The organism is Myroides odoratimimus, from assembly GCF_038039805.1.
Lineage (GTDB): Bacteria > Bacteroidota > Bacteroidia > Flavobacteriales > Flavobacteriaceae > Flavobacterium > Flavobacterium odoratimimum_B.
Genome location: NZ_JBBPHK010000007.1, coordinates 108070 through 130687, shown reverse-complemented (window position 1 = coordinate 130687; position 22618 = coordinate 108070). Strand labels below are relative to the sequence as shown.

19 protein-coding genes and 1 tRNA gene are annotated in these 22618 nt (G+C 34.4%); 9 read left to right on the top strand and 11 right to left on the bottom strand.

The genetic code is table 11. The annotated features are described in order from the left end of the window. Positions 1–102: 102 nt before the first annotated feature. Both AABL85_RS07815 and AABL85_RS07810 read left to right on the top strand, forming a co-directional pair. Positions 103–1110 carry a beta-ketoacyl-ACP synthase III gene (locus tag AABL85_RS07815; protein ID WP_341309713.1) on the top strand — a complete coding sequence of 336 codons (1008 nt, stop codon included), beginning with the start codon at positions 103–105 and terminating at the stop codon, positions 1108–1110. A 38-nt stretch (positions 1111–1148) separates the two neighbouring features. Next, the gene (locus AABL85_RS07810) at positions 1149–1817 is read left to right on the top strand and encodes a sterol desaturase family protein (protein WP_341309712.1); all 669 of its coding nucleotides are present in this window, start codon (positions 1149–1151) and stop codon (positions 1815–1817) included. Positions 1818–1861: 44 nt separating this feature from the next. On the opposite strand, the gene AABL85_RS07805 is transcribed toward AABL85_RS07810, so the two are convergent. Continuing rightward, positions 1862–2905 carry an endonuclease I family protein gene (locus AABL85_RS07805; RefSeq protein ID WP_131540676.1) on the bottom strand — a complete coding sequence of 348 codons (1044 nt, stop codon included), beginning with the start codon at positions 2903–2905 and terminating at the stop codon, positions 1862–1864. 123 nt (positions 2906–3028) lie between these two features. After that, a tRNA-Met gene (locus tag AABL85_RS07800) sits at positions 3029–3102 on the bottom strand. A gap of 365 nt (positions 3103–3467) precedes the next feature. Between AABL85_RS07800 and AABL85_RS07795 the strand changes: the two genes are divergently transcribed. Further along, on the top strand, positions 3468–4118 hold the full coding sequence (locus AABL85_RS07795) for a DedA family protein (RefSeq protein ID WP_341309711.1): 651 nt from the start codon (positions 3468–3470) through the stop codon (positions 4116–4118). Positions 4119–4386: 268 nt separating this feature from the next. On the opposite strand, the gene AABL85_RS07790 is transcribed toward AABL85_RS07795, so the two are convergent. From AABL85_RS07790 to AABL85_RS07765, 6 genes are all read right to left on the bottom strand, one after another. Next, a complete protein-coding gene (locus tag AABL85_RS07790) occupies positions 4387–5418 on the bottom strand; it encodes an endonuclease I family protein (protein ID WP_341309710.1) in 1032 nt (343 codons plus the stop codon). 312 nt (positions 5419–5730) lie between these two features. After that, a complete protein-coding gene (locus AABL85_RS07785; protein WP_341309709.1) occupies positions 5731–6684 on the bottom strand; it encodes an endonuclease I family protein in 954 nt (317 codons plus the stop codon). A 76-nt stretch (positions 6685–6760) separates the two neighbouring features. Next, positions 6761–7972, bottom strand: coding sequence for an RsmB/NOP family class I SAM-dependent RNA methyltransferase (locus AABL85_RS07780; protein WP_006263112.1), 1212 nt, complete (start codon positions 7970–7972; stop codon positions 6761–6763). A gap of 89 nt (positions 7973–8061) precedes the next feature. Further along, positions 8062–8493 (bottom strand): hypothetical protein, encoded by a 432-nt coding sequence (locus AABL85_RS07775; protein WP_131540680.1) that lies wholly within the window; start codon positions 8491–8493, stop codon positions 8062–8064. A gap of 4 nt (positions 8494–8497) precedes the next feature. Beyond that, positions 8498–8911 (bottom strand): hypothetical protein, encoded by a 414-nt coding sequence (locus tag AABL85_RS07770; protein ID WP_131540681.1) that lies wholly within the window; start codon positions 8909–8911, stop codon positions 8498–8500. A 43-nt stretch (positions 8912–8954) separates the two neighbouring features. Then, the gene (locus AABL85_RS07765) at positions 8955–9497 is read right to left on the bottom strand and encodes an RNA polymerase sigma factor (protein ID WP_341309708.1); all 543 of its coding nucleotides are present in this window, start codon (positions 9495–9497) and stop codon (positions 8955–8957) included. A gap of 100 nt (positions 9498–9597) precedes the next feature. Between AABL85_RS07765 and AABL85_RS07760 the strand changes: the two genes are divergently transcribed. Both AABL85_RS07760 and AABL85_RS07755 read left to right on the top strand, forming a co-directional pair. Next, positions 9598–10254 carry an HAD family hydrolase gene (locus tag AABL85_RS07760; RefSeq protein ID WP_131540683.1) on the top strand — a complete coding sequence of 219 codons (657 nt, stop codon included), beginning with the start codon at positions 9598–9600 and terminating at the stop codon, positions 10252–10254. Positions 10255–10393: 139 nt separating this feature from the next. Next, positions 10394–10909 carry a DUF2892 domain-containing protein gene (locus tag AABL85_RS07755; protein ID WP_286416944.1) on the top strand — a complete coding sequence of 172 codons (516 nt, stop codon included), beginning with the start codon at positions 10394–10396 and terminating at the stop codon, positions 10907–10909. 415 nt (positions 10910–11324) lie between these two features. Here AABL85_RS07755 and AABL85_RS07750 read toward each other — a convergent pair whose 3' ends face one another. Beyond that, positions 11325–12917 (bottom strand): peptide chain release factor 3, encoded by a 1593-nt coding sequence (locus AABL85_RS07750; protein WP_131540685.1) that lies wholly within the window; start codon positions 12915–12917, stop codon positions 11325–11327. Positions 12918–13308: 391 nt separating this feature from the next. On the opposite strand from AABL85_RS07750, the gene AABL85_RS07745 reads away from it, so the two are divergent. From AABL85_RS07745 to AABL85_RS07735, 3 genes are all read left to right on the top strand, one after another. Beyond that, entirely contained in the window at positions 13309–14178 is an 870-nt protein-coding gene (locus tag AABL85_RS07745; RefSeq protein WP_341309707.1) for a hypothetical protein, read from the top strand. Then, complete coding sequence (locus AABL85_RS07740; protein WP_131540687.1) at positions 14165–15538, top strand: peptidylprolyl isomerase; 1374 nt, start codon at positions 14165–14167, stop codon at positions 15536–15538. The genes AABL85_RS07745 and AABL85_RS07740 overlap by 14 nt, the downstream gene beginning before the upstream one ends. Before the next feature lie 408 nt (positions 15539–15946). After that, entirely contained in the window at positions 15947–18709 is a 2763-nt protein-coding gene (locus tag AABL85_RS07735) for a bifunctional aconitate hydratase 2/2-methylisocitrate dehydratase (RefSeq protein WP_131540688.1), read from the top strand. 92 nt (positions 18710–18801) lie between these two features. On the opposite strand, the gene AABL85_RS07730 is transcribed toward AABL85_RS07735, so the two are convergent. Further along, positions 18802–19266, bottom strand: coding sequence for an OsmC family protein (locus AABL85_RS07730; RefSeq protein ID WP_341309706.1), 465 nt, complete (start codon positions 19264–19266; stop codon positions 18802–18804). A gap of 281 nt (positions 19267–19547) precedes the next feature. Between AABL85_RS07730 and AABL85_RS07725 the strand changes: the two genes are divergently transcribed. After that, positions 19548–21809 carry an aconitate hydratase gene (locus AABL85_RS07725; protein WP_341309705.1) on the top strand — a complete coding sequence of 754 codons (2262 nt, stop codon included), beginning with the start codon at positions 19548–19550 and terminating at the stop codon, positions 21807–21809. Between the two features lie 67 nt (positions 21810–21876). On the opposite strand, the gene AABL85_RS07720 is transcribed toward AABL85_RS07725, so the two are convergent. Next, a complete protein-coding gene (locus tag AABL85_RS07720) occupies positions 21877–22530 on the bottom strand; it encodes a hypothetical protein (protein ID WP_286419265.1) in 654 nt (217 codons plus the stop codon). Positions 22531–22618 lie beyond the last annotated feature (88 nt).

Here is a 22618-nt window from a genome sequence, read left to right as displayed (position 1 = left end):
ATTATTGAGTGTTCTGTGAGTGTATAGCCTTTTTATGGCAAAAATGTTTAAGTTTTTAGTTATTAGTGTATTTTTGTAGCTCGTAAACCAATTTTTTTAAAAATGTTTAGATCAAAAATAAGCGGATTAGGTTATTACGTTCCTGAGAATGTAGTGACCAATGACGACCTGGCGAAGATAATGGATACTAACCATGAATGGATTGTAGAGAGAACAGGTATACATGAAAGAAGACATAAAGCATTAGAAGAAGATACAACTTCTGGAATGGGAGTAAAGGCTGCTCGTATAGCGATGCAGAGAGCAGGAGTAGAAGCAAAGGATATTGACTTTGTCGTATTTGCTACTTTGAGCCCAGATTATTATTTTCCAGGACCAGGAGTAATGTTACAACGTGAATTAGGATTAAATACCGTTGCGGCATTAGATATTCGTGCACAGTGTTCAGGTTTTATCTATGCTTTATCTATAGCAGATCAGTATATTAAAACAGGGATGTATAAAAACGTACTTGTGGTAGGGTCTGAAGTGCACTCTACAGGTTTAGATATGACTACCAGAGGTAGAGGAGTTTCTGTTATTTTTGGAGATGGAGCTGGGGCAGCAGTATTGACTCGTTCTGAGAATGAAGAACAAGGTTTGTTATCTACACATATCCACTCACAAGGAGAACATGCAGAAGAATTAGCCTTATTAGCACCAGGAATGGGAGGTAGATGGGTAACAGATATTTTAAAGGATAACGATCCTGATGACGTTAGTTATACTCCTCATATGAATGGACAGTTTGTGTTTAAAAATGCAGTAGTTCGTTTTAGTGAGGTGATTAATGAAGGATTAGAAGCAAATGGTCTACAAGTGTCAGATATTAATATGTTAATTTCTCATCAAGCTAACTTGAGAATTTCTCAATTTATTCAGCAGAAGTTTGGTCTATCAGATGACCAAGTATTTAATAATATCCAAAAATACGGAAACACAACTGCAGCCTCTGTGCCAATAGCTCTAACAGAAGCTTGGGAAGCAGGTAAGATTAAAGAAGGCGATTTAGTTGTATTAGCAGCTTTTGGAAGTGGATTTACTTGGGGGAGTGTTATTATTAAGTGGTAAAAAATAATTATATTAGCTTTAATTAAGTTAATGTAGTTATGAAATTTGATAAAATCCACAATAAGGGTCAGGCTAGATTATTTAAGAATCCTTATTTAGAAATGCTTACTAAGGGACATCCTGCAGTTATTTGGGGGATGTATATACCTGTATTATCATATATAGTATGTTTAGGATATACAGATCACAATTTATCAGTCCAGAATCTTATTCTTCTATTCTTTGGAGGAATGATATTCTGGACTTTTTTTGAATATTTAGCTCATCGTTATATCTTTCATTTAATAAGTGATAAGCCAAATGCACAGAGATTTGCTTATATTATGCACGGCAATCATCACCATTATCCTCGTGATAGACAGCGATTATTTATGCCTCCTGTGCCTAGTATTATATTAGCTTCTGTACTTTTTGGATTGCATTATCTGATCATGGGAAGATATACATTTGGTTTTTATCCAGGTTTTATAATAGGATATTTATTATATGCATCAATGCACTATGCTATTCATGCATTTGCACCACCTTTTAAGTTTATGAAACCACTGTGGCGAAACCATCATTTGCATCACTATAAAGATGAAGAAATGGGCTTCGGTGTAAGTAATACCTTTTGGGATCGAGTATTTGGAACAATGTTCGACTTAGATAAAGAGAAAGAAGATAAAGAGAAGGTAAAAGAACTTATGTTTGAAAAGAAGAAATAAACGAAAAACGACTATCAAGCTATGATAGTCGTTTTTTTATGATATTATTTCCATGTGTTTTCTGCTATATAGATAGGCATACCCCATATGACATTAGCTAAGCTTGGGTTATCTATAAAAGGATTTCTATTTCCTTGAGCATAACGAAATTCAGGGTTTTGAGGATTGCCATGATATTCGTTTCTTCTTCTTTCTATTTCATCTACAGGATCTTCGGCATTCCACTTTAGGAATAAGTCAATCATACTATCTGTAAGAGGAGCTCTAGAGTTGATAGGTATACCTACTTTACTAGCATTCGTATATCTATCAAAATCAGGTTCGTTTTTATTACTTTCGTAGCGAATATGCATATATAGCATCATACGTGCCACGTCACCTTTCCAATCATCTCCTGGATACCAATTATAAGAACCAACTGGTCCAGAATTACCATGCCCATCAGCAAATTTCTTATTGCCTCTTGTATTATTCCATGTTCCATTTATAGATCGTAGGTTATGAACATCTGTTCCAGCAATTTCAGGAATAGATGTCCCAATATAGTTAGATTTAACATTCGCAATTAAAGCAGTTTGTTTAGTGTTTTTTACAACAGCAAGAGATTTTGCAAAAACGTGTTCACGTTCCCAACTATAATCTCTATTACTTCCATTGCCACTACTTTTACTAGTTTTATGCATAGATCTTTTATGTATAACATTTTTAGCATCCTTATCTGGCCATCCATAAATAAGGAGAACATTGTTAGGATTGTCAGGATCTTGATCTGTGTATTCTATTGCTTCCCATACACCTGGTGTATAGGGTATTGGATGATGTGTTTGTGTAATTAACTTAGCTAGTTCTTTTTTAAGTTCCATTCCCTTTTTAGACCAATCGATGCTTTTATAGTAATCACTATATTCTGAAGGGATTTTGAAAGTTTTAGGATCAGGTATGTCTTTATCATTGCCAATAGGAGGAACTACAACTGGAGGTGTAGGATCTACTGGTGAAGTAGGTTTGTCTATTATAGTATTATCTTCTTTTGAGCAAGAAAAAGATAATATAGCAAGACATAGTATTATACTAAATCTTTTAATCATTGGTAATTATGTTTTATTGTTTCTGTTATGACAAAATTACTTAATTAAAATGATAATGACGGAAAGTGTCCAAAATAAACCAAATAAAAAAGGACATCTTAATTAAGATGTCCTTTTGCCTTGTAGCGAAGACGGGAGTTGAACCCGTGACCTCAGGGTTATGAATCCTGCGCTCTAACCGACTGAGCTACCTCGCCATTTTTGGTCTGCATTACTTCCGTATTGCGAGTGCAAATATAGTAGTATTTATGGGTTCTCCAAACTGTTTTGAATAGATATTTTTAAAATAAATGACACGATTAGTTTAACCTGTTTAGAATGAAAAGTTTACTGTAGAAATATTTTTTCATTTTTTTGAAATATTTTTATTCTCACCAGTTTCCTGTTATAAAGTACTTTTTATAGAGGATAGAATAAGGGTAAATGAAGTTTCTTGCACTATTTTTTGTATTTTAAATAAAGTATAGGGCTATGTTTTTGTGTGGTTTCTCAAAAAGATACACATTGTTATAATTTTGTGAAATTTCTTTTAGAAATTGTTTTGATATATATCTTTGAGGGTATGGAACTATTAGATTATCTTTTTCACATTGATAAGTATTTGCACATCTTTATAGAGCAATACGGAACGTGGTTATACGTTATTTTATTTTTAATTATTTTTGTTGAGACTGGATTAGTGGTCATGCCATTTTTACCTGGTGATTCACTTCTCTTTGCAACAGGAATGTTAGTAGCTCAGTCAGATGAACTGAATATAGTATTAACCATTGCAATTCTTTTAGTAGCAGCCATTACTGGAGACTCTTTAAACTATTATCTCGGACGAAAAGTAGGAATGCGTCTGACAGAATTTAAGTTGTTTGGTAAACAAGTAGTGAAACAAGAGCATCTAGATAAGACACAGTCTTTTTATGAGAAGTATGGAGAGCGCACCATCGTTATTGCTCGATTTGTCCCTATAGTTCGTACATTAGCCCCTTTTGTAGCTGGTATTGGAAAGATGAGATATGGAATATTTATGACTTATAATGTAGTAGGAGGGATAGCGTGGGTAGTAGGACTTACTCTAGCAGGATATTTCTTGGGTAATATACCTCTTGTAAAAGATAATTTCTCTAAAATTGTACTTCTGATTATCGTAGTGTCTGTATTGCCTATTGTGTACGAGTTTATAAAGGCTAAAGTACAAAGCAAAAAAGCAATTGAATAGAATATTAATTTAAATAATAAACGATAGAACCAATGTGATAAGCATTGGTTTTTTTATGGCTTTATTCAAAAATATTTGATAGTGATGTATAAAAGAAACAATACAAGATAGTCTCTATTCATGATTGAGCTTTTTATTGTCTAGTTGTAGAATTAATCTAAGACTGTGAAGAAGAATTGAATTAATAGGATAGTGTAGATACTAGATATAATAAAAAAAGCTAGAAATCATCTACTGACTTCCAGCTTTTATTTATAATAGGGTTTTGTTATTTACTCCATTTGTTTTCTGCCTTAGGGCCACCCCAGATGCGATTAGCTAATTCAGGGTTGTCAATGAATGGGTTACGGTTACCTTGAGAATATCTATAGTTAGGATTATTAGGATTACCATGATATTCATTACGTCTTCTCTCTATCTCCGATACCTTATCTTCTGCATTCCATTTTAAGAATAAGTCAATCATTTCATCGCTTAATACGCCAGCTTTAGCGTCCATAGGCATTCCTACTTTAGTAGCTTTAGTATATCCTCCTCCATTTTCGTTTTCATAGCGGATATGCATATACATCATCATACGAGCTACATCACCTTTCCATTCATCACCAGGATACCAGTAATTCCCTTTTTTAACTGAATTCCCATTACCATCTACAAATTTGTGATTACTTCTAGATGAGTTTGTAGATCTATTGATAGCACGTAAGTGATGTGCATCATGTCCTGCGATATCTTCTATTGCTGTTGGTTTATCATCAGAATATGTAGTTGTTAAGGCTTTTTGGTTTTTAGCTTTATCTACAGCTAATGCTTTAGCAAATACGTGTTCTCTTTCCCATTTAGAAGTAATTGGTATCGAAGGGTTCGTACCATTATTTTTATGTTCTTTTGGGACAGATCTCATTTTAGTGATATCATCCTTAGCATCTTTAGCAGACCAACCATATATCTGAAGAACATTATCTTTATTATCTGGATCTTGATCAGTGAATTCTGTAGCTTCCCAGATACCAGGTGTATAACTCTGTGGGATATGTGTATCTTTCACTAGTTTTGCTAACTGTTGTTTTAGTTGTGTTCCTTCTTTAGTGAAGTCTAGCTTGCTGTAATACTGTTGGTATTGAGCAGGGATGATGTAGTCTCCAGGATTAGGAGTGATATTTCCTCCTTCATCAGGTTTTTCTCCTCCGCCATTACCAGGCTTTTCTGTAGACTCAGTAGGGTCGGTAATAATAGGATCTTTCGTACAAGAAGTAGCGAAGAAGGCTAATCCTGCTAATACAAGTAATGTTTTTTTCATGTTTGGTAAGTGATTTATTATTCTGTTTTTTTACAATAGAATGAATAATTATTGCGCTATTCTATTAGTTTGCAAGTTAACTTATTCTCTTTTCTAAGTTTAGTTGATACAGATAGTTTATGAATATTCATGTATATACGCAAAAAGAGGAAGTATGATATTGTTATTTATTGTCAGTATGAGAAGAACTCTATTTTTTTAGGTTTTTTAGTATTAATTAGTGAGGCATTTTTAGAGGGATAAGGCAGATAGAAGGCCAAAAAAAAGGACAATCCGTCAGATTGTCCTTATAATGTATCTAAAATTGTAAAGTTACTTTTTTGCCCAATGATTTTTTGCTTCTGGGCCACCCCAGATTTGAGTGGCTAGATACGGATTGTCTATAAAAGGGTTTCTATTTCCCTGAGCATATTTATTCTTTGTGTTAGCATGATACTCATTTCTATATTTCTCGATTTCAGAGACAGGATCTTCAGCATTCCATTCTAGCAATAGATTAATCATATTTGGATCTATTTTATTAGAAGTGCCTACTACTACACCAGCATTTCTTCCATTATTTCCTTTAGGAGTATACTTAGGGATACATCTATTCTCATAACGGATATACATATACATCATCATACGTGCCACATCTCCTTTCCATTCATCGCCAGGATACCAGTAATCTCCTATTAGCTTAGAAGGACCACTACCTTGTGCAAATGGTTTATTTCCTCTAATACTATTCCATTTCACATCTGCAGCTCTTAGATGATGTGCATCTGCTCCTGGGCCAGCTTCGTTTAGATTAGGGGTACCTAGTGATTTAGCATAAGTGTGTTCTCTGTTCCATTGTCCTTGTCCACCACCATTACTCTGTTTACCTCTAGTATATGCTGTGGTTCCTGAGCGCACTCCTTTATGACCATATAGTAGATACACTTCATTACCTTCAGGTGTTAGGTCAGTTGCTTTGGTAGCTTCCCATATTTCTTTATAGCTTAATTCTCTTACGTGTTGACGAGTGCTTAGTTCTGTTAGCTCTTGTTTTAGCGCTAGACCTGTTTTAGTGAAATCTACTCCTTGGTAATAATCTTGTTCAGACGCAGGAATAGAGAAAATACCAGTGGTAGTAGCCTTACTTTTTTCAGTGGCTTTAATATCAGTAGTAAGGACTTCTCCTGTTGAGTAAATAGGGGTAAAGTCTGTATTACTCTTTTTATCACATGCACCTAGCGTAAGTACTAAAAGAGATATTGAGGCTATAAGGAAGTTGGTTTTCATACGTCAGAAATATCAAAAGGAGTATATAAGTAAAAAGCCTGTTTTAAGGTAAAACAGGCTTTTGTTATCGATAGGTTTATTTTTTCTCTAATAAAGCCATGTAGAATCCGTCAAAACCAGACTCACTAGATAGAATTTTATGATCTTCGATCAGTTTAAAGTCTTTACCAGCATCTGATTTTAAGAACTTTTCTATCTGTAGTTCATTTTCAGAAGGAAGAATAGAGCAGGTAGCATATACCATCTTACCACCAGCTTTAAGTATCTTAGAATAATCTTGTAATACTTGCTCCTGTACTTGCTTAATTTCTTCTACGAACTCAGGTCTAAGCTTCCACTTGCTATCAGGGTTTCTTTTTAATACTCCTAATCCACTACATGGTGCATCTATTAATAGACGATCAGCCTTGTCATGTAGTTTTTTAATCGTTTTAGTACCTTCTATGATTCTGTACTCTATATTAAAAGCTCCATTTCGTTTAGCTCTGATCTTTAGTTGCTTTTGTTTGCTCTCATAGATATCCATTGCTATGATTTGTCCTTTGTTCTCCATAAGAGAAGCTAAGTGTAGTGTCTTACCACCTGCACCAGCACATGTATCTACTACACGCATTCCAGGTTTTACATCTAACAATCTAGCTACTAACTGTGAAGAAGCATCTTGTACTTCAAACAATCCTTCTTTAAAAGCATCTGTCATAAATACATTTGCTCTTTCCTTAAGAATTAATGCATCAGGATATTCTTCAGGTAAGATAGTCTCTATATCTAGATCCATCAGAATACCATATAGTTTTTGTCTAGTTGTTTTTAAAGTATTCACACGTAAGATCACGCTAGCTTGTTTGTTCTGAGCAGCAAGTTCTTTTGTCCATTTTTCTTCACCTAATTCTTTCACACCTAGTTCATCCATCCAGTCAGGAATAGACTCTCTGAACTTACGTGTTTTATTTAATTCGTCGAATCTACCTTTGATACGTCTTGCAGGTGTGTTTTCGAAGTATTTCCAGTCCGGCAATGTATAACCTCTAAGTACAGCCCAAACAGCGAATATTCTCCAAGCGTCATCTCTGTTTATAGGGTCTTTTACTTCTGCTATTTCAGCATATAGTCTTCTCCATCTTACGATTTCATAGATAGTCTCAGCTACGAATTTTCTATCAGCGCTTCCCCAGCGTTTATCTTTTTTCAAGGCTCTAGCTACCATTTTATCTGCATACTCACCATCGTTGAATATAGCTAAAATAGAGTCTATAACTGTAAATACAAGGTTTCTGTGTAATCTCATTATTATATTATATATAAAATAGCCCACAAATATACGTTGATTTGTGGGCTTTATAGGTATGGATTAGTATTATTTTAAGTTAAAGAGAATTACTTCTTGTCTTTATACTTTTTTAAGAGTTGACGGTTAAAGTCGTCTTCTGCCTTTTTTAGAACAAGAATTTTCTTTTCACCTATGATCTTTTTAGTATCTTCTACAAACTTGATTCGAGCAGAAGAATAAGACTCTTCGAAGTCTATTAACTCCTGTACTTTCTTAATCGCTTCTTTATCACTTAGTTTGTTTAAGTCTTGTATATCTGCGTTTTTGATGTATTTAAATACATTAGTATGTCGTAGTTCTGACATCTTCTTATCATAAGCGATGTAGATAGGTAAGAACTTTTCAGCTTGTTCGCTGCTCAAATTTAATTCAGCTGTAATATGAGCAACTTTTAATGATCTAATCTGATCATGTTTGTCTTGTGCATAAGTAGTTACACTAAACATAAGCACCATTAAAATACTTAATAATTGTTTCATTGTATTATTCATTTAAGTAATACTCGATGTCAATATGTGATAACACATAATGATCTATTTGGGATTGTTTTATTTCTATATTGTCTTTTAGGTCATTGAAGTCCTCTTCATCTAATGCATTGATAATATCATTGTTTAAAGAAAAACTTTGATTGTATTCTAAGTAATTCTCTATACTATCCTTATTTAAGGAATTAGAATCTGGAGAAAAGAAGAACTTTATACCAAATAGCAATGCAATAGCCGCTGCTGCGGTGGTCCAAATATAACGGTTTTTATACAGAGGTACTATTTTAGGAGTAGGGGTGATAGAAGAGTCAATATTAGCTAATACTCTACTCTCTAGATTAGCAAAGTAGTCTTCAGGTACTTTAAAAGTATCTTTAGGATCTTTCGTATTTAAATATTTATTGTCCATATTCTTCTCCTTTATTAGTTAGACGATTAAAAAGTACAAAGGTTTAATTTGACTTTATAAAAAGTTCTATTTTCTTCACTGCGTGATGATAAGAAGCTTTTAGTGCTCCTACACTAGTCTCTAAAATCTCTGATATAGTCTGGTAGTCTAGATCTTCATAATATTTCATCTTGAAGACGAGTTGCTGTTTTTGTGGTAATGATGCTATTGCCTTTTGTAAAATGAGCTCTGCTTCATCACCATCGAATAGGCTGTCTGCCTCCAGCTGATTGACTAGATACTCATTTAGCTCATCATCTTCTAGTTGCATTTTTCTACTTTTTGACTTTAGAAAATCTAGTGCTTGATTAGTCGCTATTCTATACATCCATGAGAACAATTGACTATTACCTTTAAAGGTATCTATGTTTTGGTAGATTTTTATAAAAACTTCTTGTAGCACATCATCAGTGTCATCGTGATTTAACACTATAGTACGGATATGCATATACAAGCGCTGCTGATAGAGGCTTAGTAATTCACGAAATGCTTCATGCTTTGTGTCGTTATTTTGTAATCGATTTAAGAGTGAAATTTCGTCTGACAAGAGTTTTGATATTTTATAGTTTGTTTTTGGATGTGAGAAGTAAATGTAGATAAATAAAGTCAGTATATTGATATAAAGGATTATTTTTGTCAGAAAAAAAATGATCAAGACGGTTATATTTGATATGGACGGGGTGATTGTAGATACTGAGCCGGTACACCGTTACGCATATCACAGTCATTTTAAAGAATTGGGAATAGAAGTTTCAGAGCACGTATATAATTCCTTTACAGGGCACTCTACTAAGAACACGTATGAGCGCATAAAAGAAATATATGGTGTAGAAGGTAATATTCCGGATATGGTATTGAGAAAAAGAGCGTTGTTTAACGAATCTTTTGATACCAAGCCTGATCTAGAACTAATAGATGGTGTACGCGACTTGATAGAAGGGTTACATGCTAGAGGGATAGAACTTATCGTAGGATCATCAGCATCTAAGAGTACGATAGATAGAGTGTTCACTCGTTTTGGGCTGTATCCGTTCTTTACACATATCGTAAGTGGAGAAGATCTACCTAAGTCTAAGCCAGACCCAGCTATATTCTTAAAGGCAGCATCACTAGCTAAGTACAGTGATAAGGATAACTGTATCGTGATAGAAGATAGTACTAATGGTATCAAGGCAGCTAATGCAGCAGGTATTAAGGTAATAGGATATAAGAGTGCTAACTCTAAACAGCAAGACTATACTGGAGCCAACTATATCGTACACGATTTTACGACGATAGATGCGGACTATATCATCCAGCTCTAAGGTAGAGTAGATAAAAAGTAGTTAAGAAAAAATATAATGATTTAGGAATGTAAAGGCGTTTAATTTGACTTTCTTTTATTTTTATAATGGATAGAAATTATTAACTTTGCGTTCTTTATAATAAAAGCTTATTAAGTAGATGTTTCATAGATATATTAAATTAGGTATCGCTGCGGTATTATTCGCAGTATCAGTTTGGCAATTCGTAGAAGGTAATATTGGTAACGGTATTTTCTTATTGTTCCTTATTTCATTAGTAATATTACTTTACTATAAAAATGAGTTTATCTTATTAGCTTTCTTAAAATTGAGAAAACAAGATTTTGACGGTGCCCAAAAATGGTTGAATAAAATCAAGAATCCTGAGACAGCATTAGTGCGTAAGCAGAATGGATATTATAACTACTTAATGGGAATCATGACTTCTCAGACTAACTTAAATGCTTCAGAGAAGTATATGAAGAAGGCTGTAGAACTTGGATTAAACATGGATCAAGATTTAGCAATGGCTAAACTTCAGCTAGCAGGTATCGCAATGACGAAGAGACGTAAGCTAGAAGCTACTAAACTTCTAAGTGAAGCACAGAAGCTTGATAAACAAGGGATGTTAAAAGACCAAATCAAAATGATGAAAGAACAAATGAAGAGATTCTAATCTTAGATTTTGTTAAAGATATAGAAAGCTACACTTAGGTGTGGCTTTTTTTGTATCTCAGTCGATTTGAGTCCATAGTGAGTCCGTTATGAGTCTGTAGTGACTCCGTTTTATAGACAGTTTTATCGGAGTGACTATATACTTAGGCTAGATAGAGTGTATATTTGTTCCGATAGAGAGTGAGAGAGAGGTGAATGGTGGTAGAAGCGATGGATATTAGTTTATACGTATGTATATAAATCCGAAGTGTTAAAAAGATGAGTAGCTAGTGTATGAAAGATATCAAAAAGTCAGAACATAGTTTTTAGTATTCAGATGCTTACCTCTTGTTTTGACTTTCTAAATAAAGATAGAACTATAAAAAAAATCGCTTAAGATTATCTCTTAAGCGATTTTATATTTTATAGTATATTGACTATTTAATCTCTTCTGATGTGAATGCTAGTTTCACAGTAGGGAATTTACTTTGTGTCATTTGGATAGAGAATTCACTATCTGCTAAGAACACTAGTTGTCCTGATTTATCAAAAGCTAGGAACTTCTGCTTAATACGTTTGAATTCTTTGAACTCTTCGTTTTTAGGATCTTCTGGACGTACCCAACATGCTTTATAAGCAGGGAAGTTCTCATACGTACATTTAGCTCCGTATTCGTGCTCTAAACGGTATTGGATAACCTCGTACTGAAGGGCTCCTACAGTACCGATTACTTTACGACCATTCATCTCTAGGGTGAATAACTGTGCTACCCCTTCGTCCATTAACTGATCGATACCTTTCTCTAATTGTTTAGACTTAAGTGGATCAGCGTTGTTGATATAACGGAAGTGCTCAGGCGAGAAACTTGGTATACCTGTGAACTGCATGATTTCTCCTTCAGTCAGTGTGTCTCCGATCTTAAAGTTACCAGTATCGTGTAACCCTACGATATCTCCAGCATAAGATACATCTACGATTTCTTTTTTCTCAGCGAAGAAAGCATTCGGGCTAGAGAACTTAAGCTTCTTCCCTTGTCTTACGTGTAAGTAAGGAGTATTTCTCTCAAATGTACCAGATACAATCTTGATAAATGCTAGACGGTCTCTGTGTTTAGGGTCCATGTTAGCATGGATCTTAAATACAAATCCTGAGAACGTATTTTCTTTTGGCTCTACTACTCTTGTACTAGATTCTTTAGCACGAGGAGAAGGAGCGATTTGGATAAAACAATCTAATAGCTCACGTACCCCAAAGTTGTTTAACGCAGAACCAAAGAATACAGGTTGTAGGTTACCACTGATATATTCTTCTCTGTCAAATTCTGGATAAATACCTTCTATGATTTCTAGTTCATCACGTAGGTTATTAGCAGATTTTTCACCTACTAATTTGTCTAATTCAGGAGAAGCTAAGTCAGAGATATTGATTGTTTCTTCAATGTTCTTACGGCTATCTTCACTGAATAAGTTGATATTCTTTTCCCAGATATTGTAGATACCTTTAAAGTCATACCCCATACCGATAGGGAAACTTAAAGGAGTAACTTTTAGTTGAAGTTTTTGTTCTACTTCATCCATTAGTTCAAAAGCATCACGTCCTTCACGGTCAAGTTTGTTAATGAATACGATCATTGGGATGTTACGCATTCTACATACTTCTACAAGCTTCTCAGTTTGTTCCTCAACCCCTTTAGCTACGTCGATTACTACGATAACACTGTCTACTGCAGTCAGTGTTCTGAATGTATCTTCTGCGAAGTCCTTGTGACCAGGTGTATCTAGAATATTAATCTTTTTGTCTTTATAATTAAATGCAAGAACCGAAGTTGCAACAGAAATACCACGTTGGCGTTCAATCTCCATAAAATCGGAAGTAGCTCCTTTTTTAATCTTGTTGTTTTTTACTGCACCAGCTTCTTGAATAGCTCCACCAAAAAGTAGTAACTTTTCAGTTAATGTTGTCTTACCAGCATCAGGGTGAGCAATTACACCAAATGTACGTCTACGATCTATTTCCTTTAAAAAACTCATTATTAAAAAATTTAAGGTACAAAAGTACTTATATTTTGCGGAATTAAAAGTTGTTTTTTGGAGAATGATGCATACATTTAGTTGGTATCTAATCCTTAGATGAGCTAGTAGTGATGGGGTATGCGTAAATAGTGCAATGAATAAAGAGAGTCGAGCTACTTTGAAATACAATATTTAGATAGGAAAGGAGTTATCCTTTATGTAAAATAATTACATAATTATTATCAATACTTCGTTAACTAGTGTATGTACTTTAGTAAAGATTTGTATTATTGTGTGTTGGAATTTAAAAGGAGTGGAGGCAGAATTATAAAGTAACTTATCTTAGGTTATAAAACTTTATTTTAAAATAAGTATTTTTGGGAATTAGTTTCATAAATAGAAATAGTATATGAATAAATATCGCTTAGTAGGAACCTTGTTTTTGAGTATGTTATGTGGTGCTATGGTGGTATCTTGTGATAAGATTGGTAGTAGTGGTACTAAAGAGAATGCTGTAGCAAGGGTGAATGATACTTATTTAGATAGAGATGAGGTGCATGGCATCGTACCATCTAGTGCTGATAAGCAGGATAGCTTAGCCATTGTTACTCGATTTATAGATAAGTGGGCTACTAAAAAGTTATTGATAGATGCAGCAGAATTTAACCTCTCTAGTGATAAGAAAGAAGAAATAGATAAATTAGTCGATCAATTTAAAAGTGATTTGCTGATCAAGGATTATCTAGAAAAATTAGTACAGAAGAGTATAGATACCATTATTCAAGAGAAAGACTTGAGAGTGTATTATGATAAGTATAAGAGTAATTTCCTTGTAGAAGATATGTTGGTAAAAATGTCTTATGCTAATGTCTTAAAGGATAATACTAATTATAATACTATTAGGAAGTATTTTAGCTCATCTCGAAAAGAGGATCATGAAAAATTAGAAGGTATGTCTCTTCATATGAAATCATATGCTCTAAATGACTCTATATGGGTGGATGTGAAGCAGATATATGAGAAACTCCCTTTCTTAAATAATAATAACAAAGATAATTACTTAAAAAACAATACCTTTTTTGAGGTAGAAGAAGAAAATAGTACTTATTTTGTAAAAGTGAATACAGTATTATCTAGAGGAAGTGTAATTCCTTTTAGTTATTTAAAGAAATCACTAAAGATGATGGTCATTAATGATCGTAAAATGGAATTACTAAAACAATACGAAGAAGATATATTAAAGGATGCTAAAAAAAATAAAAAGTATGAAGTTTTTTAATAAGAAGGTAATGGTAGCTCTAGGGCTAGCTCTTTCTTTTGTAGGATTTGCGCAAGGGCAGACTAAGCAAGGTAGAAAAATAGATGGAGTAGTAGGAGTAGTAGGTGATTACATTATCTTAGAATCAGAAATTGATAAAACGTTGATAGAGCTTAAAGCACAACGTATTCCTACAGGTGATTTATCAAGATGTGATTTATTTGAAAAACTATTAGAGGATAAACTATTTGCTCATCAGGCTGTACAAGACAGTTTAGAGGTGACAGATGCTGAGGTGACTAGCTTTATGAACGAACAGATCAACCGTATGGTGGAGGATGTGGGGTCTATAGATAAGATTATTCAGTTCTATAATAAAAAGAACGAAGAAGAGCTACGCGAGGCATTATTCGAAATCGTAAAGCAAAATAAACTGACACAGAATATGCAACAGCATATCGTGGAGAAGGTAACTATCACTCCAGAAGAAGTACGTCAGTTCTTTAACGAGATTCCTAAAGATCAGTTGCCAACTGTAGGTGATGAGGTAGAGATAGCTGAGATTGTGATTAAACCAGAGATTTCTAAAGAGCAAAAGCAAAAAGTAATCGATCGTCTGAATGAGATGAAGAAAGACGTGTTAGAGAATGGAGCTAGTTTCTTTAGTAAAGCGGTATTATTCACAGATGATAGAGGGTCTGCTAGTAATGGAGGATTCTATTCTATCACTAAAAAGTCTCCTTTCGTAAAAGAGTTTAAAGAGGTAGCATTTAATATGGCAGAGGGAGAGATCTCAGAGCCATTTGAGTCAGAGTACGGTTATCATATCATATACTTAGAGAAGATACGCGGACAGCACTTAGATCTAAGACATATCTTATTAAAGCCAAAACCGACTGATGCAGCATTAGAAGAAGCTAAAAAAAGAGCAGAGAATATTCGTACGAAGATTGCGAATAAAGAAATCACATTCGCAGCTGCAGCAGCTAGTGAGTCAGATGATAAGGATACAAAACAAAATGGTGGTATTATGAAAGATCCTAGATCATTAGATCCACGTTTTGAATTGAATAATATGGAAGATAGAGAACTATACTTCTTAGTGTCTAATCTAAAAGAAGGCGAAGTATCTCAAGTGGCATTAAAGAATGATATGCAAAAGCAAGAGAAATACTATCGCATAGTAACAATCAATAAGAAATATGCTGAGCATAAAATTGATTTTGCAGAGGATTATACGAAGGTTAGAAATATGGCCTTAAATAAAAAGCAAGGTGAAGAAGTAAATAAATGGGTATCTCGTAAGGTAAATGATGCTTATATTAACATTCAAGGAGAATTTCGCAATTGTAAATTCCGTAATAATTGGCTTAAAAAATAAGAATATAATAATCTGAAAGAATGAAAACGACATTTTAGCAATTGGCTAGAATGTCGTTTTTTTTATGTTTAAGGGATAAATATCGTAATATGATATATTAAGCATTAAAAATTAATTAATTTCAGAAAAAGAGGTTCTGTTTATTAAAACTATTGAATTTAATTCAGTAAAGAAGAATGTTTGTAAATAATATTTTTTGTATTTGTAGGATTCATTAAAAACTTTTGAAAATAAATTAGTTTGCTTAAATTTGTACTGACAAAAATCGAAGTGATAAACTAAACATAATTATCTAAACTAAGAAGGATGAGTGTGTGAGGATTAAGCTTAGAAAAGAACTAATACTAAATAACATGTATAGGTTGATACAGGGTTCTATCCTCAACCTTTTATTAAATAGACATAACTATGAGTCTTTACAAGGATTACATCAACGAGATCGAAGAAAGAAAAACTCAAGGGCTTAACCCTAAGCCAATTGACGGTGCTGAACTATTAAGTGAAGTTATAGCACAAGTAAAAGATGCTGAGAACGAATACCATGAGGATTCTCTTAAGCTTTTTATTTATAATGTTTTACCTGGTACTACTAGTGCTGCTGGTGTTAAAGCAAAGTTTTTAAAAGAAATTATCTTAGGTGAGGTTGTAGTAAAAGAAATTACTCCAGCTTTTGCTTTTGAATTATTATCTCATATGAAGGGAGGTCCTTCTATCGAGGTTCTTTTAGATTTAGCATTAGGTAATGATGAAGCTATCGCTTTAGAAGCTGCTAAAGTACTTAAGACACAAGTGTTCTTATACGATGCAGATACATTACGTCTAAAAGAGGCTTTCTTAGCTGGTAATGCTATTGCTAAGGATATCTTAGAGAGCTATGCTAAAGCAGAGTTCTTTACTAAACTTCCTGAAGTGGCTGAGAAAATAGATGTAGTAACTTTCATTGCTGGTGAAGGGGATATCTCTACAGACTTATTATCTCCAGGTAACCAAGCTCACTCTCGTTCTGACCGTGAACTTCATGGACAGTGTATGATCACTCCTCAGGCTCAACAAGAGATTAAAGCGCTACAAGCAGCTCATCCTGGTAAAAGCGTGATGTTAATCGCGGAAAAAGGAACAATGGGAGTAGGGTCTTCTAGAATGTCAGGTGTGAATAACGTAGCATTATGGACAGGTAAACAAGCAAGTCCTTATGTACCTTTCGTTAATATTGCTCCAATTGTAGCAGGTACAAATGGAATCTCTCCTATTTTCTTAACGACTGTGGATGTAACAGGAGGTATTGGAATTGACCTTAAGAACTGGGTAAAGAAAACAGACGCAAATGGAAAAGTTGTCCTTAACGAAAAAGGAGAGCCTATCTTAGAGGAAGTTTACTCTGTAGCAACAGGAACTGTATTGACAATTAATACAAAAACAAAAAAACTTTATAACGGAGAAAAAGAGCTTATCGATATTTCTAAAGCTTTAACTCCACAAAAAATGGAGTTTATCAAAGCAGGTGGTTCTTATGCTATCGTGTTTGGTAAAAAAATTCAAACTTTCGCAGCAAAAGTATTGGGTATAACAGCTCCAACAGTATTTGCTCCTTCAAAAGAAGTTTCTGTGGAAGGACAAGGACTTACAGCTGTAGAGAAAATCTTCAATAGAAATGCAGTAGGAGTAGCTCCAGGAAAAGTATTACACGCTGGATCTGATGTACGTGTAGAAGTTAATATCGTAGGGTCTCAAGATACAACTGGTCTTATGACTGCTCAAGAGTTAGAGGCAATGGCTGCTACAGTTATTTCTCCTATTGTAGATGGAGCTTACCAATCTGGATGTCACACTGCTTCTGTATGGGACAAAAAAGCGCAGGCTAATATCCCTAAATTGATGAAGTTTATGAACGACTTCGGTTTAATTACAGCACGTGACCCTAAAGGTGAATACCATTCTATGACTGACGTTATTCACAAAGTATTGAATGATATCACAATTGACGATTGGGCTATTATTATCGGTGGTGACTCACATACGAGAATGTCTAAGGGAGTTGCTTTCGGTGCGGATTCAGGAACAGTTGCTTTAGCTCTAGCTACAGGTGAGGCTTCAATGCCAATTCCAGAGTCAGTTAAAGTTACTTTCAAAGGAACTATGAAACCACATATGGATTTCCGTGACGTGGTGCATGCTACACAATCTCAAATGTTGAAACAATTCGCAGGAGAGAACGTATTCCAAGGAAGAATTATCGAAGTACATATCGGAACTCTTCTTGCTGACCAAGCCTTTACATTTACTGACTGGACTGCAGAGATGAAAGCTAAAGCATCTATCTGTATTTCTCAAGACGATACTTTAATTGAATCATTAGAAATAGCAAAAAGCCGTATCCAAATCATGATTGAGAAAGGTATGGATAATAAAAATCAAGTGCTTCAAGGCTTGATTGACAAGGCTAATAAGCGTATCGAAGAGATTAGATCAGGTGAAAAACCAGCTTTAACTCCAGATGCTAATGCTAAGTATTATGCTGAGGTAGTGATTGACTTAGATATTATCGAGGAGCCAATGATTGCTGACCCAGATGTAAATAACGAAGATGTTTCTAAACGCTATACACACGATACAATTAGAGAGCTTTCTTACTATGGAGACAACAAAAAAGTTGACTTAGGTTTCGTAGGTTCTTGTATGGTACATAAAGACGACTTGAAGATCGTTTCTCAAATGCTTAAAAACATTGAAAAACAAAGTGGTGAAGTTAAGTTTAATGCTCCATTAGTAGTGGCTGCTCCGACTTACAACATCATCGACGAGTTGAAAGCTGAAGGAGATTGGGAATACTTACAAAAATATTCAGGATTTGAGTTCAGTGACTTGTTGCCAAAAAGCAATGCTCGTACAGAGTATGAAAACATTATGTACTTAGAGCGTCCTGGTTGTAACTTATGTATGGGTAACCAAGAGAAAGCAGCTAAAGGTGATACTGTAATGGCTACATCTACTCGTTTATTCCAAGGACGTGTAGTAGAAGATTCAGAACGCAAAAAAGGAGAATCTTTATTAGCTTCTACACCAGTAGTAGTATTATCTGCTATCTTAGGAAGAATACCAACTATCGAAGAATATAAAGCTTCAGTAGAAGGAATTAACTTAACTAAGTTTAAGCCAATTCCTACTAAGTAATTAGAATAGTATTTATATATACCAAGCGAGGTAGTCCATACAGACTACCTCGCTTTTTTTATGATATACTTGATTTTAATAAGATGCATATTTTAACTGAAACATTGGGCATGATGCTCTATTTCAAAATTGCAAGAATTAGCAATAAAGCAAAGTTTATTGGCTTGGGTATGCAGTTGTAGTGCTAATTCTTTTTGCGATTCATCTTTGATGCGTATTATCGGATTTAAAACTACTTTAGTTATACGTCCACTGCCATCATCATTTAGTACCAATGTAGCTTGTGAATTATCTTCGTAAGTAAGCACCTCTATATTGTGTTGTTGGCATACGTACAGATAAGACATCATGTGGCAAGAGGTAAGAGCACTCAGTAATAAATCTTCTGGATTTAGCAAGGTAGGATCTCCTTTAAAAGCTTTGGCTGCTGAAATAGCTAAAATATCTTTTCCCTCTATTTTTACGGTATGGCTTTTAGCATACACCTTTTTGTTTGACTCTTTTTGCTTGTCGGGCGCTATCCAATTTAGTGCTGCTTTAAAAAGATGTTTGTACATAGTATTGGCTTATCTAAATGTTTTGTTTTGTGTATTTAGATAGTAGTGGAGTTAGAGTAACTCTTACTATCAATGATTTATTCAAATTTAAACAAAATACACATCTATTCCCTTGTTATCATGTCGTCTTTATACTTTGCATTTGGGTATTCCTTGCAAATCTACTTTGTTTAAGTAGAATCATTTTAAATATATTGTTTTAACATTTATATAGAATTTATTAGAGGTAAAAAACTGTAAATTGTCTTAATAATTTAAATTGTAAAAAAAAGAAATTTATTATGGCTTTTGATATTGAAATGATTAAAAAAGTGTATGATAAGATGCCTGACCGAGTAGCGAAAGCTCGTGAAGTAGTGGGGCGTCCATTAACACTTTCAGAAAAGATTTTATATACTCACTTATGGGATGGAACACCATCACAATCATTTGAAAGAGGTAAAGACTATGTAGACTTTGCACCGGACCGTGTAGCGTGTCAAGATGCAACAGCTCAGATGGCTTTATTGCAATTTATGCATGCTGGAAAAGAAAAGGTAGCAGTGCCAACTACAGTACACTGTGACCACTTAATCCAAGCAAAAGTAGGTGCGGCTACAGATCTTCAAACAGCACAGAACCAATCATCAGAGGTGTTTAACTTTTTATCTTCTGTATCTAATAAATATGGAATAGGATTTTGGAAGCCAGGAGCAGGTATTATTCACCAAATTGTGCTAGAGAACTATGCTTTCCCAGGCGGATTAATGATAGGTACAGATTCACATACAGTTAATGCTGGTGGTCTAGGTATGTTAGCTATCGGTGTAGGTGGAGCTGATGCAGTAGATGTAATGTCTGGTATGGCTTGGGAATTGAAGTTTCCTAAATTAATAGGAGTAAAATTAACTGGAAAGTTAAATGGTTGGACAGCACCTAAAGACGTTATCCTTAAAGTAGCTGACATTCTAACTGTGAAAGGTGGAACAGGAGCTATCGTAGAGTATTTCGGTGAAGGGGCTACTTCTATGTCATGTACTGGTAAAGGTACTATCTGTAATATGGGAGCTGAGATAGGAGCGACTACTTCTACATTTGGATACGATGATTCAATGAGAAGATATTTAGCTGCTACAGGTCGTCAAGATGTAGTCGATGCAGCTGATAAGGTAGCTGAGCACTTAACAGCAGATGCTGAAGTATATGCTCACCCAGAAAAATACTTTGATGAGTTAATAGAAATAAACTTATCTGAATTAGAACCACATATTAATGGACCTTTTACACCAGATAGAGGAACTCCTGTGTCAAAAATGAGAGCAGAAGCAGAAGCTAACGGATGGCCATTAAAAGTAGAGTGGGGATTAATAGGTTCTTGTACTAACTCTTCTTATGAAGATATGTCTAGAGCGGCTTCTATTGTAGAACAAGCAGTAGCTCAAGGAATCACTCCTAAGGCTGAGTTTGGTATTAACCCAGGTTCTGAACAAATACGTTATACGATCGAAAGAGATGGTATCATTGAGACTTTTGAGAAGATGGGAACTAAAGTGTTTACAAATGCTTGCGGGCCATGTATTGGTCAATGGGATCGTGAAGGAGCAGATAAGCAAGAGAAAAACACTATTGTTCACTCGTTTAACCGTAACTTCTCTAAACGTGCAGATGGTAACCCAAATACGCATGCTTTCGTAACTTCACCAGAAATGGTAGCAGCCCTAGCTATAGCAGGTGATTTAGGTTTTAATCCTATCACGGATACGCTAATCAATGACAACGGAGAGGAAGTAAAATTAGTTCCTCCTACAGGTGATGAATTACCAACTAAAGGTTTTGCAGTAGAGGATCCAGGTTATCAAGCACCAGCTGCTGATGGTTCAAATGTAGTAGTAGATGTGAATCCTACTTCTAGTCGTTTACAATTGTTAGAGCCGTTTACTCCATGGGATGGAAAGAATATTACTGGAGCTAAATTGCTGATCAAAGCTTTTGGTAAATGTACTACGGATCATATCTCTATGGCAGGTCCTTGGTTGCGTTTCCGTGGCCACTTAGATAATATTTCTGACAATATGTTGATCGGGGCTGAGAATGCATTCAATCATGAAACAAATAAAGTTAAGAATCAACTCACAGGAGAGTATGGAGCTGTACCTGCTGTGCAGCGAGCTTATAAAGCGGCAGGTATTCCGACAATCGTAGTAGGAGATCAAAATTATGGTGAGGGATCATCACGTGAGCACGCTGCTATGGAGCCTCGTCACTTAGGGGTAAAAGCTGTATTAGTGAAGTCTTTTGCACGTATTCATGAAACAAACTTAAAGAAACAAGGTATGTTAGCTTTAACGTTTGCTAATGAAGCAGATTATGATAAAATTCAAGAGAATGACACTATCAACTTCTTAGACTTAACTGAGTTCGCTCCAGGTAAGCAATTGTCATTAGAGTTTGTACACGCAGATGGTTCTAAAGACGTGATTAAAGCTAATCACACATATAATGCAAGTCAAATAGAATGGTTTAAAGCAGGTTCTGCATTAAACTTAATTGCAGCAGGTAAATAAATAGTCATTTATAACCTCTTATAAGAAGAAAGGGTATCCGTTTAAGATGGATACCCTTTTATTTAGATTAAAATTGACTGTTAAAATCTCTTTTTGCTATAGTTAAACATTCTTTTAGGGAATTCTGTAAAATTTCATAGTTTTCATTTTGCCATTTTCCTTTTAACTTTCCAGTAGTTAATTTATCATAGCGCTGAATGATACTGTTCATATCGATATTCGTAATCGTTGAAGTAATATTGACAAATGATTTTTTCTCTATTTCTATAAAACCATGATACGTGATTGCTATTCCATATTGAAGAGTTATTTCTTGTATTTCGTCTACTTCATATGTTTCCTTGATATAGTTGTAATCTAATACTTCTTTCTTGTTTTGTATTATAGTAGGTAAATTCTCTGAATCATCTATAATAAGATAATTCTTTTTTGTATAATCGTATATCTTTTTTACTTCGTTAATTAAGGCAGTATGAATTTTTGGGCTATAAATACTGTCTATTTCATTTAGTGCTTTTAAATACTTTTTTTGTGGTGTTACAGCTATATCTAACAGACCTTGACTTCCAAGTCTCATGGTTTTAAGTTCAGTTTTATTTATGATTACTGCTACTTTTTTTTCACTGTGATAGCTCTGTTTGTTAAGTGCAATTTGTTTAGCCCCACAAGAAGTTAATAGGATGCCTACTGTAAGTAAGAAGAAAAGTTTAAATCCTTTCATATGTTATTGTGTTTTAAATGTTGTTGTAAATGTATGTAATAAAATATGACATTGTTAAACCATTTTTAAGTAATATTTTGTTAACTAC

What these genes read in the sequence shown, in the direction of transcription:
- AABL85_RS07815 (WP_341309713.1), top strand. Translation starts at nt 103, where the DNA reads ATGTTTAGATCAAAAATAAGCGGATTAGGTTATTACGTTCCTGAGAAT.
- AABL85_RS07810 (WP_341309712.1), top strand. Translation starts at nt 1,149, where the DNA reads ATGAAATTTGATAAAATCCACAATAAGGGTCAGGCTAGATTATTTAAG.
- AABL85_RS07805 (WP_131540676.1), bottom strand. Translation starts at nt 2,905, where the DNA reads ATGATTAAAAGATTTAGTATAATACTATGTCTTGCTATATTATCTTTT.
- AABL85_RS07795 (WP_341309711.1), top strand. Translation starts at nt 3,468, where the DNA reads ATGGAACTATTAGATTATCTTTTTCACATTGATAAGTATTTGCACATC.
- AABL85_RS07790 (WP_341309710.1), bottom strand. Translation starts at nt 5,418, where the DNA reads ATGAAAAAAACATTACTTGTATTAGCAGGATTAGCCTTCTTCGCTACT.
- AABL85_RS07785 (WP_341309709.1), bottom strand. Translation starts at nt 6,684, where the DNA reads ATGAAAACCAACTTCCTTATAGCCTCAATATCTCTTTTAGTACTTACG.
- AABL85_RS07780 (WP_006263112.1), bottom strand. Translation starts at nt 7,972, where the DNA reads ATGAGATTACACAGAAACCTTGTATTTACAGTTATAGACTCTATTTTA.
- AABL85_RS07775 (WP_131540680.1), bottom strand. Translation starts at nt 8,493, where the DNA reads ATGAAACAATTATTAAGTATTTTAATGGTGCTTATGTTTAGTGTAACT.
- AABL85_RS07770 (WP_131540681.1), bottom strand. Translation starts at nt 8,911, where the DNA reads ATGGACAATAAATATTTAAATACGAAAGATCCTAAAGATACTTTTAAA.
- AABL85_RS07760 (WP_131540683.1), top strand. Translation starts at nt 9,598, where the DNA reads ATGATCAAGACGGTTATATTTGATATGGACGGGGTGATTGTAGATACT.
- AABL85_RS07755 (WP_286416944.1), top strand. Translation starts at nt 10,394, where the DNA reads ATGTTTCATAGATATATTAAATTAGGTATCGCTGCGGTATTATTCGCA.
- AABL85_RS07750 (WP_131540685.1), bottom strand. Translation starts at nt 12,917, where the DNA reads ATGAGTTTTTTAAAGGAAATAGATCGTAGACGTACATTTGGTGTAATT.
- AABL85_RS07745 (WP_341309707.1), top strand. Translation starts at nt 13,309, where the DNA reads ATGAATAAATATCGCTTAGTAGGAACCTTGTTTTTGAGTATGTTATGT.
- AABL85_RS07740 (WP_131540687.1), top strand. Translation starts at nt 14,165, where the DNA reads ATGAAGTTTTTTAATAAGAAGGTAATGGTAGCTCTAGGGCTAGCTCTT.
- AABL85_RS07735 (WP_131540688.1), top strand. Translation starts at nt 15,947, where the DNA reads ATGAGTCTTTACAAGGATTACATCAACGAGATCGAAGAAAGAAAAACT.
- AABL85_RS07730 (WP_341309706.1), bottom strand. Translation starts at nt 19,266, where the DNA reads ATGTACAAACATCTTTTTAAAGCAGCACTAAATTGGATAGCGCCCGAC.
- AABL85_RS07725 (WP_341309705.1), top strand. Translation starts at nt 19,548, where the DNA reads ATGGCTTTTGATATTGAAATGATTAAAAAAGTGTATGATAAGATGCCT.
- AABL85_RS07720 (WP_286419265.1), bottom strand. Translation starts at nt 22,530, where the DNA reads ATGAAAGGATTTAAACTTTTCTTCTTACTTACAGTAGGCATCCTATTA.